The 15118-nt window shown below is 72.6% G+C and carries 16 protein-coding genes; 12 read left to right on the forward strand and 4 right to left on the reverse strand.

The genetic code is table 11. The annotated features are described in order from the left end of the window. The first annotated feature begins 82 nt into the window (after positions 1-82). From ASG96_RS18580 to ASG96_RS18600, 5 genes are all read left to right on the forward strand, one after another. Positions 83-481 carry a hypothetical protein gene (locus tag ASG96_RS18580; protein ID WP_235509226.1) on the forward strand — a complete coding sequence of 133 codons (399 nt, stop codon included), beginning with the start codon at positions 83-85 and terminating at the stop codon, positions 479-481. Between the two features lie 119 nt (positions 482-600). Continuing rightward, positions 601-1701, forward strand: coding sequence for a DNA glycosylase AlkZ-like family protein (locus tag ASG96_RS18585; RefSeq protein WP_057588922.1), 1101 nt, complete (start codon positions 601-603; stop codon positions 1699-1701). Positions 1702-1722: 21 nt separating this feature from the next. Beyond that, a complete protein-coding gene (locus tag ASG96_RS18590) occupies positions 1723-2340 on the forward strand; it encodes a dihydrofolate reductase family protein (RefSeq protein ID WP_057588923.1) in 618 nt (205 codons plus the stop codon). A gap of 75 nt (positions 2341-2415) precedes the next feature. Next, positions 2416-2616 (forward strand): hypothetical protein, encoded by a 201-nt coding sequence (locus ASG96_RS23385; protein WP_056750451.1) that lies wholly within the window; start codon positions 2416-2418, stop codon positions 2614-2616. Between the two features lie 260 nt (positions 2617-2876). Beyond that, the gene (locus ASG96_RS18600) at positions 2877-6548 is read left to right on the forward strand and encodes a DUF11 domain-containing protein (RefSeq protein WP_057588924.1); all 3672 of its coding nucleotides are present in this window, start codon (positions 2877-2879) and stop codon (positions 6546-6548) included. A 21-nt stretch (positions 6549-6569) separates the two neighbouring features. Here ASG96_RS18600 and ASG96_RS18605 read toward each other — a convergent pair whose 3' ends face one another. Beyond that, on the reverse strand, positions 6570-7031 hold the full coding sequence (locus tag ASG96_RS18605; protein ID WP_057588925.1) for a hypothetical protein: 462 nt from the start codon (positions 7029-7031) through the stop codon (positions 6570-6572). A 202-nt stretch (positions 7032-7233) separates the two neighbouring features. Between ASG96_RS18605 and ASG96_RS18610 the strand changes: the two genes are divergently transcribed. The 5 genes from ASG96_RS18610 (at position 7234) to ASG96_RS18630 (ending at position 11090) form a co-directional block, all read left to right on the forward strand. Beyond that, positions 7234-8313 (forward strand): NAD(P)-binding domain-containing protein, encoded by a 1080-nt coding sequence (locus ASG96_RS18610; RefSeq protein WP_057588926.1) that lies wholly within the window; start codon positions 7234-7236, stop codon positions 8311-8313. Further along, positions 8310-9626, forward strand: a complete 1317-nt coding sequence (locus ASG96_RS18615) for an NAD(P)/FAD-dependent oxidoreductase (RefSeq protein ID WP_057588927.1) — start codon at positions 8310-8312, stop codon at positions 9624-9626. The genes ASG96_RS18610 and ASG96_RS18615 overlap by 4 nt, the downstream gene beginning before the upstream one ends. A 181-nt stretch (positions 9627-9807) precedes the next feature. Continuing rightward, complete coding sequence (locus ASG96_RS18620; protein WP_056750436.1) at positions 9808-10062, forward strand: DUF4287 domain-containing protein; 255 nt, start codon at positions 9808-9810, stop codon at positions 10060-10062. Continuing rightward, complete coding sequence (locus ASG96_RS18625) at positions 10059-10703, forward strand: class I SAM-dependent methyltransferase (RefSeq protein WP_057588928.1); 645 nt, start codon at positions 10059-10061, stop codon at positions 10701-10703. The genes ASG96_RS18620 and ASG96_RS18625 overlap by 4 nt, the downstream gene beginning before the upstream one ends. A gap of 105 nt (positions 10704-10808) precedes the next feature. Next, the gene (locus tag ASG96_RS18630; protein WP_057588929.1) at positions 10809-11090 is read left to right on the forward strand and encodes a DUF427 domain-containing protein; all 282 of its coding nucleotides are present in this window, start codon (positions 10809-10811) and stop codon (positions 11088-11090) included. 15 nt (positions 11091-11105) lie between these two features. Here the strand turns inward: ASG96_RS18630 and ASG96_RS18635 are convergent, their stop codons facing one another. Then, positions 11106-11492 carry an iron chaperone gene (locus tag ASG96_RS18635; protein ID WP_057588930.1) on the reverse strand — a complete coding sequence of 129 codons (387 nt, stop codon included), beginning with the start codon at positions 11490-11492 and terminating at the stop codon, positions 11106-11108. A gap of 144 nt (positions 11493-11636) precedes the next feature. Between ASG96_RS18635 and ASG96_RS18640 the strand changes: the two genes are divergently transcribed. Further along, entirely contained in the window at positions 11637-12605 is a 969-nt protein-coding gene (locus ASG96_RS18640; protein ID WP_057588931.1) for a thermonuclease family protein, read from the forward strand. A 55-nt stretch (positions 12606-12660) separates the two neighbouring features. Continuing rightward, complete coding sequence (locus tag ASG96_RS18645) at positions 12661-13605, forward strand: phosphotransferase family protein (RefSeq protein ID WP_057588932.1); 945 nt, start codon at positions 12661-12663, stop codon at positions 13603-13605. A 100-nt stretch (positions 13606-13705) separates the two neighbouring features. On the opposite strand, the gene ASG96_RS18650 is transcribed toward ASG96_RS18645, so the two are convergent. Together ASG96_RS18650 and ASG96_RS18655 are read right to left on the reverse strand one after the other, a co-directional pair. Next, the gene (locus tag ASG96_RS18650) at positions 13706-14470 is read right to left on the reverse strand and encodes a GNAT family N-acetyltransferase (protein WP_057588933.1); all 765 of its coding nucleotides are present in this window, start codon (positions 14468-14470) and stop codon (positions 13706-13708) included. Between the two features lie 49 nt (positions 14471-14519). Next, positions 14520-15113, reverse strand: coding sequence for a dihydrofolate reductase family protein (locus tag ASG96_RS18655; protein ID WP_056750419.1), 594 nt, complete (start codon positions 15111-15113; stop codon positions 14520-14522). Positions 15114-15118: the final 5 nt, after the last annotated feature.

Below are 15118 nucleotides of genomic sequence, written 5' to 3' on the forward strand. Positions count from 1 at the left end.
GCGGTGATCGCGAGGACCGCATGACGACGACCTCCCAGCTGACGGCGCGGGCCCCGCGATGAGGCTCGCCCGCTCGGATGCCATGACGCGACTCGTCGCTCACGACCACGGCGTGCTCTGCACCCTCCACGCCACCCGCGGCGTCGACGCCGTGCCGTGTGTCTACGCAGTCGACGAGGACGGCTTCGTCGGGGTGCCGATCGACCGCGTCAAACCCAAGTCGCTGTCCCGGCTCCAGCGCGAGCACAACCTCGAGTCCGACTCGCGCGCAACGCTGCTCGTCGAGCAGTGGGATCGCGACGACTGGTCGCGGCTCTGGTGGGTGCGCGCCTCGCTGGAGTGGGACGCGACGCCGTCGGCCGAACGCACGGACGGTCTCGCGGCGTTGCTCGCCGACCGCTACGCGCAGTACCGGGACCGCCCCTTCGACCGCGTCCTCGTCCTGCGCATCGTCGACGTCACCGGCTGGGCCGCGAGCTGACCCGACCGGCCACCCTGCCGCCACCCGGTTCGAGCCACTCCCTCCGCCGGTGCACGAGCCACAGGAGAGCTGACCGCCCCGACCACCGCGTGTCGGCGGGGCTGGCTAGGGTCTCCGGCATGGTGGTCCACCAGCTCACGAGCGAGCAGGCCCGTCGCATCGCGGTGCACGCGCAGCTGCTCGACCTGCCGCGCCCGACCGACCTCGTGCAGACGGTCGAGCGGCTGACGTTCCTCCAGATCGACCCGACCGCAGCCATCGCTCCGAGCGCCGACCTCGTCCTGTGGAGCCGGCTCGGCAGGACCTACGACCCCGCCGACCTCACGAAGGCCATCGAGCACGACCGCACCCTCGTCGAGACCGTCGCCTACGTCCGCAGCCCGCACGACGTGCCGGCCGTGATCGCCGAGGTCCGCGACGCCGAGCCCTACCCGTTCATGGCCGACTGGCTCGCCGCCAACGACTCGTTCCGCCGCGACATCATCACCACGCTGGAAGCCGACGGACCCCTCCTCTCACGCGACATCCCCGACACGAGCGTCGTCCCGTGGCCCTCGACCGGCTGGACCAACAACCGCAACATCACCAAGATGCTCGAGGCCATGGCCCTGAGAGGCGAAGTCGCGATCGCCGGGCGCAAGGGCCGCCAGCGCTACTTCGACGTCCCCGAGCGTGTCTATCCGCCCGACCTCGCGTCGCTCAGCCTCGACGAGGCGATCGCACACCGCAACGAGCGTCGCCTGGCCTCCCTCGGCATCGCCCGGGCCAGCGGCACCGTCATGCCGGGCGAGGGCAACTACGTCGGCGACGCCGGCGAGCCCGCCGAGGTCGAGGGCGTGCCAGGGACGTGGCGCGTCCACCCGGCATACCTCGACGTCGCCGACAGCTTCAGGGGACGCACCGCCCTCCTCAGCCCGTTCGACCGGCTCGTCCACGACCGCGTGCGCGCCGAGCAGCTCTGGGGTTTCGAGTACATCCTCGAGATGTACAAGCCGAAAGGCCAACGCCGGTGGGGCTACTTTGCGCTGCCGATCCTCCACCACGACCGGCTCGTCGGGAAGCTCGACGCCCAAGCCGACCGCAAGGCCGGCACGCTCGTCGTCAATGCGATCCACGAGGACGTCCGCTTCACCAAGGCCATCACGACCGCCGTCCACCGCGAGATCACCGACCTCGCCGTCTGGCTCAACCTCACCCCCAGCGGCCCCGCAGCCCCGTAGCCCCACCACCAGGAGACCGCCGTGCGCCGGATCGTGCTCTACACCATCACCTCGCTCGACGGCTCCGTCGACGACCCCACGCGCTGCTTCCCGCCCGACGTCGACCCCGACAAGCCCCAGCCGCCGACGTTCGACGACGTCCTCATCGAGCGCGAGACGGCCCTCATCGAGCGGCAGGACGCCGTGCTCCTCGGCCGCCACATGTACGACGAGTGGTCGCGCTACTGGCCGACCTCCGACGAGCAGCCCTTCGCCGACTTCATCAACGGCGTCAAGAAGTACGTCGTCACGTCCAGCCCGCTCACGACGCAGTGGGGTGACGCCGAGGTCGTCCAGGGCCCCCTCGCCGACGTCGTCCGCGACGTGAAAGCCTTGCCCGGCAACGACATCGGCGTCCACGGCAGCATCGAGCTCGCCCGGTCACTGCTCGCCGAGGGCCTCGTCGACGAGCTCCACCTCGCCGTCGCGCCCGTCCTCGACCCCGAGGGTCGCCGCCTCTTCGACTGCCTGGCCGAGCTCCAGCGCCTCACCCTGGTCAGCGCCACCCCGACCCCGACCGGCGCACTCTGGCTCGTCTACCGCCCGGCCGGCTCGACCGCCGAGGACCGTCCCCGACCCGGCGTCCCGTTGACCCGGTAGCCGCGCACCGCCCGCTTCGACTGCGCCGACAGGACCGACCCGTCGCTCTGGTGCGAGAGCACCGACAGTCGCGACATGTTCGACAGCAGCGAGAGCGCGCTCATCGACGACCCGATCGACAGGAACGACGCGAACGAGCCGACACTGCCGATCGAGAGCACCGACCCTGCGCTCCCGATCGAGAGCACCGATCCCGTCGACCCGATCGACAGGAACGAGTCCCGCGACGCGATCGACCACTTCCCCGCGCGTGATGTCGCCATGACCGCAGCCTAGGCACGTCGGCGCGACCGAGGGCGTATGCCGTGCGGCCGGCCGCGGGACAAAGTGCACTCCGCTGCGGTCCCGCCCCACGCATACGCACCGTTCCCACGGACACCCCCACCGCAGCGGCGCCCCTCAGGTATCACCCGTTTCATAACGAATTGTATTGGTACGCAAGAGTTGTGGGCATTTCGGTGATACGGCTGCGGCTCGAAACAGGCCGGGGCAACACTGAAAGGTCGCTCAGTCCAACCAACGGGGAAGGAACGGACATGACAGCGCATCTCATCCCGCGCGTGCTGGCGGTCACTCTGATGGCGGCATCGCTGCCGATGACCTCCGCACTGGCCATCACTTCGAGCCAGGGCACGGTGATGCAGAGCGGCAGAGAACCGGGGCCCTACGTCAGCCAACCCTTCGCGGCCGGGAGGACCACGACGCCGCTCAAGAAGCTGAGCCACCACCCCAGCGCGACGCGCGTCGACCCGGGCGAGGGCCTCGGGCGCGGGCACGCGAGCGCCACCACGAAGACACCGGGCGCCAAGGACCCCGTCCTCCAGACGAGCAAGACCCTCGCCTCCGCGACGACCAAGGCGGCCCCGTCCTTCGACGCCGGCCAGGAGCTCACCGCGCCGCTCGTGTCCTTCGCCGGACAGACGAGCCCGTTCACCCCGCCCGACCCCAACGGTGACGTGGGGCCCAACCACTACGTCCAGATGGTCAACTCCCAGATCCAGATCTGGAACAAGCAGGGCACCTCGCTCGCCGGCCCCACCAACATCAACGTGCTCTGGCAGAACGGCACGACGGCCGGCACCGGCTTCGACCAGTGCCGCAACCAGAACGCCGGCGACCCGATCGTCCTCTACGACCAGGAGGCCGACCGGTTCATGATCAGCCAGTTCACCAACCCGAACTCGGCGACCGGTCCCGGCGGCACGTTCCCGATGTGCATCGCCTACTCGCAGACACCCGACCCGACGCAGAACTGGTTCCTCTACCAGTTCAACCTGCCGCGGTCGCACGACTACATGAAGTACGGCATCTGGCCCGACGGGCTCTACATGTCGACGTACGAGGGTGGCGCGGTCGGCGCGTACGCCTTCGACCGTGGGCAGATGCTCTCCGGCTCGCCCGCGACCTTCCAGTCCTTCAGCGTCGGCGTCGGCGGCGGCGTCGACGGCCGCGAGCGCCGCATCGTCCCGGCCGACTGGGACGGCGCCAACCCGCCGCCCGCAGGTGCGCCGAACCCGTTCGCGATGTCGTTCGACGGCGCCTTCGACGGCGGCAACGACCGCATCGAGATCCGGTCGTTCCACGTCGACTGGGCCACCCCGGCCAACACGACGTTCACGCTGACCGACACGGTCAACACGGCGGCCTTCGACACCGACCTCAGCTGCACACCGACCTTCCGCGACTGCATCCCGCAGCCCGGGACGACGCAGAAGGTCGACGGCATCACCAACCGCCTCATGGCGCGCCTGCAGTACCGCAACTTCGCCGACCACCAGGCCATGGTCATCAACCAGACCGTGGACGCCGACGGCGCCAACCGCGCCGGGGTGCGGTGGTACGAGCTGCGCAACACCGGGGCCGGCTGGTCGATCTTCCAGCAGGGGACGTACGCGCCGGTCGACGGCGTGCACCGCTGGATGGCGGCCGCGGCGATGGACGGCCGGGGCGACATCGCCCTCGGCTACTCGGCATCCGACGGCACGACGACCTTCCCGTCGCTGGCCTACACGGCCCGCAGCGTCAACGACCCGCTCGGGTCCATGCCGCAGGGTGAGCAGACGATGACCGCGGGCACGGCCTTCCAGGCGGGATCGAACCGCTGGGGCGACTACGCCGGCCTCAACGTCGACCCGGTCGACGACTGCACCTACTGGCTCACGGGCATGCACGACAACGGGCTGACGACCATCGGCTCGTTCCGGATGCCGTCGTGCCTCCAGAGCGACCTGCGGATCACGAAGACCGACTCGCCCGACCCGGTCGTCGCCGGTCAGGACCTCACGTACACGCTGACCGCGACCAACGACGGTCCGGCGACGGCGCAGGCCGTCACCGTCACCGACGTGCTGCCGGCCGGTGTGAGCCTCGTCAGCGCACCCGGCTGCACCAACGCCGCCGGCACCCTGACCTGTGCCGTCGGGACCCTCCTGCCGGCCCAGTCGGTCGTCATCGGGATCCAGGTCCACGTGCCGTCGAACTTCCTCGGCACCAACGCGTCCGGGCTGATCACCAACACCGCCTCGGTCGCGGCGGCCAACCAGACCGACCCGACACCCGGCAACAACACGGCGACCGCGACGACGACGGTGCTGGCCAAGGCCGACCTCGCCGTCACGAAGGTCTGCAAGCCGGACACCACGGCACCCGCGGGCACCGAGGCCTTCTGTGACATCCACGTCGACAACCTCGGACCCTCCGACGCCGTCACCGTGACGCTCACCGACGTCCTCACCTCGAGCACGCCGTTCTCGGTCACCGGGGTCACCGTGACCCCGTCCGGCACGTGCGCACCGACGGCCGCCGGCCCGGCTACCGCGATCACGATCACGTGCGACCTCGGCACCGAGCCGGCGGGGGGGCGCACCACGGTGCGCGTCCTCGTCACCGCAGCCGACGTCGCCGAGGTCAACGACGTCGCCACCGTGTCGAGCCCGACGCCCGACCCGGTCACGGCCAACAACCAGGCGACGGGCAAGGTGGTCTTCACCGGCTCCGCCGACCTCCAGGTGACGAAGACCGGGCCGGCCTCGGTCGTCGCCGGCACCCCGATCCAGTACGTCGTCACGGTGACGAACAACGGTCCGTCGCGGGCCGTCGGCACCGTCGTGACCGACCGGCTCCCCACCGGAGTGACCTTCGTGTCGGTGTCGACGACCGTCGGCACGTGCACGTACGGCCAGCCCACCGGGCACGACCTGACGTGCAACCTCGGCAACCTCAATGCCGGGGCGAGCGCCGTCGTCACGGTCAACGGCACCGTCGCACCGGACGTCACGCCCGGCACGATCCTCGTCAACGAGGCCGTCGTGTCGAGCACCACGGCCGACCCGGACAACGCCAACAACCGGGTCAGCGTCCCGACGGGCGTCACGGCCTCGGCCGACCTCCGGGTCACCAAGACCGACTCGCCCGACCCGGTCATCGCCGGCGGCCTCCTGACGTGGACCATCACGGCCACCAACGGCGGTCCGTCGACGGCGACCTCGGTCCTGCTGACCGACACCCTGCCGGCCGGCGTGACGTTCGTGTCCGGCGTCGACAACAACGGCCAGACGGTGTGCACGCTCGTGCAGACCGCGAGCGTCGAGTGCGCCGTCGGCACACTGCAACCGAGCCAGACCGCGACGGTCCAGCTCACGGTGCGCGTCGACCCGTCGCTCGACCCGGGCACGGTGCTGACCAACAGCGTCGTGGTGAGCTCTCCGACACCCGACCCGGTGCCGGGCAACAACACCGCGACGGCGGGCACCACCGTCAACACCCGCGCCGACGTCTGGCTCGACAAGCAGGCGAGCAAGCGGTCCGGCAACCCGTCGCCGACGCTCATCTACACCCTCGTCGTGCACAACGACACCGGGTGCGAGACCGACGCCCAGTCGACGCAGACCCCGACGTGCGGCACCGGCGGCCCGTCCGACGCCCGCGACATCGTGGTCACGGACGCGCTCCCGCTGACGAACAAGAAGCTCGTCGTGCAGTACGTCTCGCCGCAGTGCACCTACACCAAGGCCACCCACACGGTCCGGTGCACCTCCGCCAACGTCCCGGCCGGCGCCTCGGTGACCTTCGTCATCGAGTCGCAGGTGTCCGGCAGCGTCGGCACGATCCTCAACACCGCGTCCGTGACGAGCTCGACGCCCGACCTGACGCTCGGCAACAACACCAACGCGGCGTCGATCGTCATGAAGGGGGGCACGGGCAAGTAGCAGAGCGAACGCGAGTCGTCCCTACTGCATGGACGACTCGTAGACGAGGGTGACCGTCGGCATCGGCTCGGTGCCGACGGTCACCGACGTCGGGCGCGGGGTGATGCGCGGCGGTGGCGCAGGCGCGGCGGTCAGCGTGTAGGTCCCGGGAGCGAGGGCCAGCGACACCCGCCCGTCCGCCGCCGTCGTGCCCCGCGCCACCACCGTCCCGTCCGCGCCGGTCGCGACGACCTCGACGGCGCCCACCGGCTCCTCGGGGCACGCCGGCGCCGTTGATGCCCCGGCAGTCGGCCGCGGCTCGGGCCCGCACACGGGCCGGTAGACGGCGACGACCTCGAGCACTCCGGACGTCGCACCACCGGATGCGCTGCTGCTCGACGACACCGGGGGGCCGGCGCTCCCGCCCGTGGCCGACCCGTCGCCGCCCGAGCAGGCCGCCACCGAGAACGCGCAGACGGCCAAGGCCGCCGCGATGCGGAGCATCCTCGATTATCGCCCCGCCCGGCACGGGCGCACGAGCGCTGGGTACGCGTACCCAGTTTCGAGGGCGTATGCCGTCCCGCGCGCTCCCCGAGGTATCACCCCCTCCGGCCGCTCCTCCTCTCCTGCAACGGCGCCGCACCGCGACTCATGAAGCGGCTCCTCCCGAGCCACACGGCATACGCAGACCCCTCAGGAGCACCCCGTGAGCAGCACGTTCGCCTTCACCGTCCACCCGCGGGCCCGCCTCGGCGAGGACCTCGCCCGCGTCTGGTCGCCGCTCGGCCGGGTGCCGGACCCCGTCTACGACACCGCCCTGCGCCGGCTCCCGCTGCGCCCGATCTCGATGGCGGGCATCCACATCGGCGGCTCGCCGGTCGGCCACGTCGTGCTCGTGCCGTTCGGGGCGCGCCACCTGCTCACCTCCCCCAGCGAAGGCCGGGCCCGCGTTCACCGTGCGGTCGACAAGGCCCGCGCCCTCGGCTGCGACGTCGTGGGGCTCGGCGCCCTGACCGCCACGGTGACCGCGGGTGGGGTCTCGCTCCGCGGCCGCACCGACATCGGCGTGACGAACGGCAACGCCTTCACCGCCGCGATCGTCGACGACCAGGCCCGCCGCCTGCTGCGCGACGCCGTCGACCACGCGGCCGACCCGCACGTCGCGATCGTCGGCGCGACGGGCAGCGTCGGCGCCGCGGTCACCCGGCTGCTCGCCCGCGACCGGGCCGTCGCCCGGCTCACCCTCGTCGCCCGCGGGGCCGGACGGCTCGACGCGCTCGCCGCCGAGGTCGGCTGTCAGGTCCCGACGACGACCGCCACGACGATGGACGCCGTCGCCACGGCCGACCTCGTCATCCTCCTCACCGCCTCGGCCGACGCGCTCCTCGGTGCCCAGCACCTCGCGCCCGGAGCCGTCGTGCTCGACGCGACCCAGCCCCGCAACACCTCTCCCTCGCTCGTCGACGAGCGGCCCGACGTCCTCGTCGTCGACGGCGGCGTCGTCGACATCCCGAGCCTGCGCCTCGTCGGCGGCAACATCGGCCTCCCCGACGGCCGCTCCTACGCGTGCTTCGCCGAGACCGCGCTCCTCGCGCTCACCGGCCACCGCGGCCACTTCTCGATCGGCGTCCCGACGCTCGAGCTCGTCGACCGGACCCGCGGGATGGCCGCCGACCTCGCCCACCTCGGCTTCCGTGCCGCGGAGCCGACGACGTTCGGGCGCCCGGTCGCCGTCGGCCGCCCCGCCACCACCACCGCCGTCTCCACGCTGGCGGTGGCGTCGTGACCACGCTCGTCCGCGGCGGCCACCGCGCCCGCTACCGCGTCGTCCTCCTCGGCGGCGGCTACGTCACCCTCCACGCGTATGCCGGCCTGATGCGTCACGCCGGACGCGCGGTCCGCGCGGGCGACGTCCAGGTCGTCGTCATCAGCACCGACGACGCGCACAGCTTCCACGGCTTCACCGGCGAGGTCCTCGCGGGGCTGCTGCCCTACGACCGGACGCGCACGCCGCTCGTCGACGCGATGCCGCACGCGCACGTCGTCCTCGGCCGGGCGACGGCGATCGACGCCGAGCACCGGGTCGTGCGGTACGTGCTGGCCGACGACGAGTGCGATCCCCGGCCTGGTTCGCCCTCCGACACTGGCCACGAGCGCGTCCTCGACTACGACGGCCTGGTCGTCGGCACCGGGGGCCGTGAGCCCGCGACCACCGTGCCGGGCCTCGCCGAGCACGGCTTCACGCTGCGGGCGCCCGGCGACATCGCCGTCCTGACCGACCGCGTCCGCGAGGCAGCGGCGCACCGGGGTCTCCGCCGTCACACCGTCGTCGTCGCCGGTGGCGGGATGGCCGGCGTGGAGATGGCCGCGGCCGTCGCCGACCTCGGCGGTGCGCGCGTCCGCGTCGAGCTCGTCCACTCCGGCGACGCGATCCTCCCCGAGCTGCGCGACGACCAGCCCCGCCTCGCCCGGCGCGCCGACCAGGAGCTGCGTCGCCTCGGCGTCCGGGTGCGCCTCGGGGTGCGCCTCGCCTCGGTGACCGAGGACCACGCCTACCTCTCCGACGGCACGAGCCTCCCGGCGAGCACCGTCATCGCGACCATCGGCCAACGTCCCGTGCAGGTCCCGGGGCTCGACGCGCACCGCGACCCGCGCGGCCGCCTCGTCACCCGGCCCGACCTCTCCGTCGTCGACGGCGTCTGGGCCGCCGGGGACGCCGCGTGTGTCGTCCACCCGACGAGCGGCGAGCCCGTGCCGGCCAACGCGCTGTGGGCGATCAAGGGCGGCGAGCACGTGGGGCGCAACCTCGCGCGGACGTTCCGCGGCCGCCCGACCAAGCCGTTCGCCTACCGCGGGCTCGGCCAGGCGGCCTCCTTCGGCGTCGGCCGCTCGATCTCCGAGCTCTACGGCATCCCCTTCACCGGCTGGGTCGCGTGGGTGCTGCGCCTGACCTTCTTCCTGCGCTTCATGCCGTCGCGGCGCAAGGCGGGCCAGGTCGTGGCCGACTTCGCCCGCCACGCGGCACACGGCCGCAGCACTCCCGTCCCGGAACCCGCCGAGGTCGCGGTCGCCGGCCTCGCGACCGCCCGGACCGCCTAGGCCACACAGCCGACCCGAACCGGGACGGCCGGCTGGCAGCTCGACAGGGGCCGCGCCTTCCCGACGCGCGGCGGGGGCCCTGCTGCCAGCCGGTCGTCCCTCCCGTGCGGGTGCCACCGGAGTGTCGAGATGCGGGCCGGCCGTTCGACGTGGTGGCATGACGACCACTCCAGGAGGACCCATGAGCACCCAGCCCACCGCCGGCCCGGACACCAGTCCCGCCCCCAAGGGACCGGCGTCCTACTTCCCGTCGATCGAGCGGAACCACGGCCGGCCGATCGAGCACTGGATCGGCCTCGTCCGCGAGCAGCACGCCGCCGGCACGGTCAAGCACGGCGAGCTCGTCACGTGGCTCAAGACCGAGCACGGTTTCGGGCACGGACACGCGACCGCCGTCGTCGCGCACACCCTCGGGCTCATCAAGGCCGAGGCGTGACCGAGCCCGTGCACGTGACCGAGACGCGGGCGGCCTACGACACGGTCGCGGCCGACTACGCGAGCCTGCTCGAGGGCGAGCTCGAGCGGAGCCCGCTCGACCGGGCGCTGCTCGGCCACTTCGCCGAGCTCGTCCGGCTCGAGAGCGGCGGACCGGTCGTCGACGTCGGCTGCGGCCCGGGGCGCCTCACCGGGCACCTCGCCGCCCTCGGCCTCGAGGTCAGCGGCATCGACCTGTCGCCGGGCATGGTGGCGGAGGCGCGTCGGCGGCACCCCGACCTCGACTTCCGCACCGGCACCCTCGCCGCGCTCGACCTCGCCGACGCCTCGGTCACCGGCGTTGTCGCGTGGTACTCGGTCATCCACACGCCGGCGGCGCTCCTGCCCGACGTGTTCGCCGAGCTGCACCGCGTCATCCGCCCGAACGGGCTGCTGATGCTCGCCTTCCAGACCGGTGGCTTCTCGGTGCGGCACGAGCAGGCATACGGCCACGCGGTCACCTTCGAGGCTCACCGACATGACGCCGACCGGGTGACCGCGCAGCTCGCCGACGCGGGCTTCCGCGTCACGGTGCGCACCGAGCGGGCCCCGCAGGACTACGAGAAGACCCCGCAGGCGTTCCTCCTCGCCCGCCGAGACTGAGCGTTGCCCCGGCTGAGGCTGTCCAACGTTCGGAAGGATTCGACCCGCCCCGGAGTTGTCGGTGAGGACGTCCCACCCCGGGACGCGAGCGACAAGGAGCTCAGCGTGCGTGCGATCTGGAACGGCAAGGTCATCGCCGAGAGCGACGACACCGTCGTCGTCGAGGGCAACCACTACTTCCCCCGCGAGTCCGTCGACGACAGCGTGCTCGTCGAGAGCAGCACGCTGACCACGTGCCCGTGGAAGGGCGAGGCCTCGTACTTCTCCCTCACCGTCGACGGCGACACCAACCGCGACGCCGCATGGTTCTACCCGACACCCAAGAGCGCGGCCGCGCAGATCCGGGACCGGGTCGCCTTCTGGCGCGGCGTCACGGTCACCGACTGAGGTCGGCGCTCGTGGTCACCCCGAGTGGCGTGCCGCGAGCGCCCGGGCGACCCGCTCGATGAGGTCGTAGGGCACGGGGTCCTTGTAGAAGAACTGCACCGTGTCCTTCTTCGCCCGGTGCGGCGCCACCTCCGCCTCGAGGTCGGGATCCAGCTCCCCCACCGGGTAGAGCCCGACGTGCTTCTTCCACCCCGCGAAGTGGATGCCGTAGCGGCCGCTGAACATGATCGCCGGCATGCCGTAGCGGATCTTCTCCTCGCCGCCGGGCACCGCCCGGCGGAGCGCCGCGGCCACCTGCTCGAGCACCTGGCGCGGCCCGTCCGGAAAGCCTTGGACGTAGGCGTCCACGGTGGTCGGTGCGCTCGTGGCCTGGTCGGTCGGTGTGGTCTCCGGCTCGCTCATCGGTCCCCCTCGTCGTGCTTCGTGACAGGTCCCCCGTCCCCGCCAGTGTGACCGACTGCCGGCCCCACGACCATGGCCGATTCGCCGGACAGGGCGGTGCCGATCACCTACGGTGAGCCGATCAGCAGGGGACCAGGGAGCAGGATGCGCAGCCGCAGGACCAACGGACTCGTCATCGTCGCCGCCCTCGTGGCGCTCGCCGCGATCGGTGGCACCGCGGCGCGAGGCTCCGACGAGAACGCTCTCGCCGGTGCCGTGGCGGAACCCGTCGTGACGGCCACGCACACGCCAGCTCCCACGACCCCGGTCGCGACGGTCGACGCGGATGCCGCCCGGCGCGCCGACGAGGCCCAGGCCGTCGCCGACCAGGCTGCCGCGGACCAGGCTGCCGCCGCGAAGAAGGCCGCCGACGCCAAGGCTGCTGCTGCCCGAGCCGCCGCGGCCAAGGCTGCCGCCGACAGGGCCGCGCAGGCCACGGCCGCGGCCGCGAAGGCGAAGGCGGCTGCAGCCACCTGGGCCGTGACCACGGTCGTCGACGGCGACACGATCTGGGTCTCCCGGGCCGGGGTGTCACGCAAGATCCGCTTCATCGGCATCGACACCCCCGAGACCGGCCAGTGTGGCTTCACCGAGGCCCGCAACGCGCTGCGCGGCATCATCGGTGGCCAGCGCGTGACCCTCACCGCCGGCGCCCAGGACGACGTCGACCGCTACGGCCGACTGCTCCGCTACGTGGACGTGGGTGGGGTCGACGCCGGCCTGCGCCTCGTCAAGCGGGGGTATGCCGTCGCCCGCTACGACTCGGGGGACGGCTACGGGGCCCACACGCGCGAGACGGCGTACGTCCGCGCGGACGCCGCGAGCCCCACGGCCGCGTGCGTCGACCCGAACGTGGGCGCCACCGGTGGAGCGGGTGGCAGCGGCTTCACCGGCTCGTGGCCACAGGCGGGCGACAAGTACCCGTGCCCGCAGTCGCGCCCGGTCAAGGGCAACGAGGACTCGATGATCGCCCACGAGCCGGGCGACCGGTACTACAACGTGACCAAGCCCGAGCAGTGCTTCGCGACGATGAGCGACGCCGAGTCCGCCGGCTTCCGCCCCGCCAAGGTCTGACGTCCTCGCGCGTTGTCGACTTGAGCCTTGTCGTCCCACTCGGCATGCTCGCCCGATGGGTGGTCACGCGGTCGGCGTCCGGATCGGCTTCGCTCAGGCGCCCGCTCGGATGCGGCAGTGGGTCGAGCGGCGACTGGGCGGCGAGGTGGTCGGCGTCGTCGACTGTGTCGGCGGCATGTCGCCGGGACCTGCCGCGCGGGTGCGCACGGCATCAGGGACCGCCGCCTTCGTCAAGGCCTGCGGCACCGCCCTCGACCCGGCGACACCCGAGCTCCTGCGTGCCGAGGCTCGGGTGCTGGCCGCCCTTCCCGACCACGCGTGCCTGCCGCGGCTGCTCGACGTCCACGACGACGGCGACTGGGTCGTCCTCCTCGTCGAGGACCTGCCGGGGTCACCTCCTCCAGCCCCCTGGAGTGGCGCAGACCTCCGGCGCGTCGGCGATGCGCTCCACGAGCTGCGGCCAGTGCTGGACGCGGTCCACCTCGACGGCCTCCCCGCGGCACGGGACTCGTCCCCGATCTTCCTCACCCGGTGGCGCGGGCTGGCCGACCGCCTCGACCTCGTCGACCCGTGGTGGGCCGAGCACCACGACGCGCTCGCCGTGCAGGCCGACCGCGCGGCGGACCTCATCGACGGGGATGCGCTCGTGCACTGGGACATCCGGGCCGACAACATCGTGCTGACGGCTGACCGGACCGTGCTCGTCGACTGGGGACAGGCCAGGCGTGGCGCGGCCTGGATGGACCACGCGCTGCTGGCGCTCGACTGCTCCATGACCGGCAGCGAGGTGTCGACAGCCCAGCTGGCGCGCACCGACCCGGCCCTGCGCGACCGCGACCCCGCAGACCTCCTCGCCCTCGCGGCCGCGGCGTCGATGTCGTTCGTGTCCCGGTCGACCGAGCCGGCCCGGCCGAGCCTGCCGACCCTCCCGGCGACCTGCGCCCGCTGGGCCGATGCCCTGCGCCCCTACCTCGCGGACGCCCTCGCCGAGGTCGGCTGACCGGGGGGCGCCGGAGACGCGCGGCGACGCGAGCTGGTGCGTCAGTGCTGCACCCAGCGCAGCAGTGACGTAGGGCGCTCCCGGTGATGCTGCTCGTGCCTCAGTCGTCGAGCTCGAGGATGCAGGCCGTGCCGACGTCGACGAAGCCGACCCGGCGGTAGATCTCGCCCGCCGCGTCGGACCCGGCGGAGAGGAAGACGACCTCGACGCCCTGCTCGCGGCACGCGGCGACGAGGGTGCTCGTGATCGCCGTGCCGTGACCGCGGCCCCGGTGGCCGGGTGGCACGGCGATGCCCATGAGCTCGGCGACGTCCCCGCGCGGTGCGGCGGACCCGGCGCCGCAGAGACGGTTGCCCTCGAACGAGGCGACGACGAGGAGGTCGCCGCGCTCCATGAGCTCGGGCCGCCTGCCCGGGTCCTTCGGCTCCACCTCGTCGCGCCCCTCGAAACCTGCCGACACCGCGCCCATCGCCAACGACAGGTGCGGCTCGGCCGGGTGCAGGGTCCGTGCCCGCGGGTCCGGCGACACCGGCACCTCCGGCGGCATGACGAGCAGTGGGTAGCGGTGTGGCTCGTGACCGGCTCCACGCACGGCGGGCAGCAGCGTGGGCGTCACCTCGTCGACCCACTCGAGCGCCCGCGGCACCCCGAGGGCCTGCTGGTGCTCGAGCACACGGCATACGTCCTCGGGGGTGAAGACGCCCCGACCGCCCAACCGGGGCCGCGCGTAGAACTGCCACCCGGTGCCTTCGTCGGCGACGAAGAGCGTGAAGGGGCCCACCTCCTCGACCGCCGCGACAGCGCGCGGGACCCGGTCGTAGTAGGCCTCGATGCGGTCCAGCCGCGCGTCGTGAGCTCGCCCCATGGCGCCACCATGACAGCCGGTGACCCGTGCGAGCGACCGGATTACGGCGTCAGCCGCGCTGCGCCGGATAGACGAGGTGCGTGACCCGCTCGCCCTCGACGACGGTCGTCGGGTTTCCGAGCACGACCTGGCCGGCGGCCTCGGTGAAGTAGGGGCGCCCGACGCCGAGGAAGCACGGCACGAGGTCGATCGCCACCTCGTCGAGCAGCCCCTCGGCCACGCACTGGCTCGCGATCTCACCCGCGGCTACACCGACGTCCGCGTCGCCAGCGATCTCGCGGGCCCGCGCCACCGCATCGTGCACGCCGCCCGTCACGAACTCGACCGTGCCGCCGGGGTAGCCCCAGCCGTCCGGCGGCGCGTGGGTCAGCACGACGACCGGGACACCGAGCGGGTGCGTGCCCTTCCAGCCGTCGGTGATGTCGAAGAGGTGCCGGCCGACGACGAGCGCACCGAGCCGTCCGACCCACGACCGCCAGTAGTCCGCGTCGGTCTGCGTCAGGTGGAAGGTCATGTCACCGCCCGCCGACTCCCACGGCACCTCGCCCGCCTCGTACCAGTCGAAGAGCGGCCCGACCTCGTCGTTCGGTCCCGCGACGAAACCGTCCAGCGACATCGATGCCGACGACACGACCTTGCCCATGCTGC

Origin of the sequence: Terrabacter sp. Soil810 (genome assembly GCF_001429645.1) — a bacterium.
In the GTDB taxonomy this organism is placed as follows: Bacteria; Actinomycetota; Actinomycetes; order Actinomycetales; family Dermatophilaceae; genus Terrabacter.

Coding starts and splice junctions, on each gene's coding strand:
- ASG96_RS18580 (WP_235509226.1), top strand. CDS start 83: ATGACGCGACTCGTCGCTCACGACCACGGCGTGCTCTGCACCCTCCAC.
- ASG96_RS18585 (WP_057588922.1), top strand. CDS start 601: ATGGTGGTCCACCAGCTCACGAGCGAGCAGGCCCGTCGCATCGCGGTG.
- ASG96_RS23385 (WP_056750451.1), top strand. CDS start 2,416: ATGTTCGACAGCAGCGAGAGCGCGCTCATCGACGACCCGATCGACAGG.
- ASG96_RS18600 (WP_057588924.1), top strand. CDS start 2,877: ATGACAGCGCATCTCATCCCGCGCGTGCTGGCGGTCACTCTGATGGCG.
- ASG96_RS18605 (WP_057588925.1), bottom strand. CDS start 7,031: ATGCTCCGCATCGCGGCGGCCTTGGCCGTCTGCGCGTTCTCGGTGGCG.
- ASG96_RS18620 (WP_056750436.1), top strand. CDS start 9,808: ATGAGCACCCAGCCCACCGCCGGCCCGGACACCAGTCCCGCCCCCAAG.
- ASG96_RS18635 (WP_057588930.1), bottom strand. CDS start 11,492: ATGAGCGAGCCGGAGACCACACCGACCGACCAGGCCACGAGCGCACCG.
- ASG96_RS18640 (WP_057588931.1), top strand. CDS start 11,637: ATGCGCAGCCGCAGGACCAACGGACTCGTCATCGTCGCCGCCCTCGTG.
- ASG96_RS18645 (WP_057588932.1), top strand. CDS start 12,661: ATGGGTGGTCACGCGGTCGGCGTCCGGATCGGCTTCGCTCAGGCGCCC.
- ASG96_RS18650 (WP_057588933.1), bottom strand. CDS start 14,470: ATGGGGCGAGCTCACGACGCGCGGCTGGACCGCATCGAGGCCTACTAC.
- ASG96_RS18655 (WP_056750419.1), bottom strand. CDS start 15,113: ATGGGCAAGGTCGTGTCGTCGGCATCGATGTCGCTGGACGGTTTCGTC.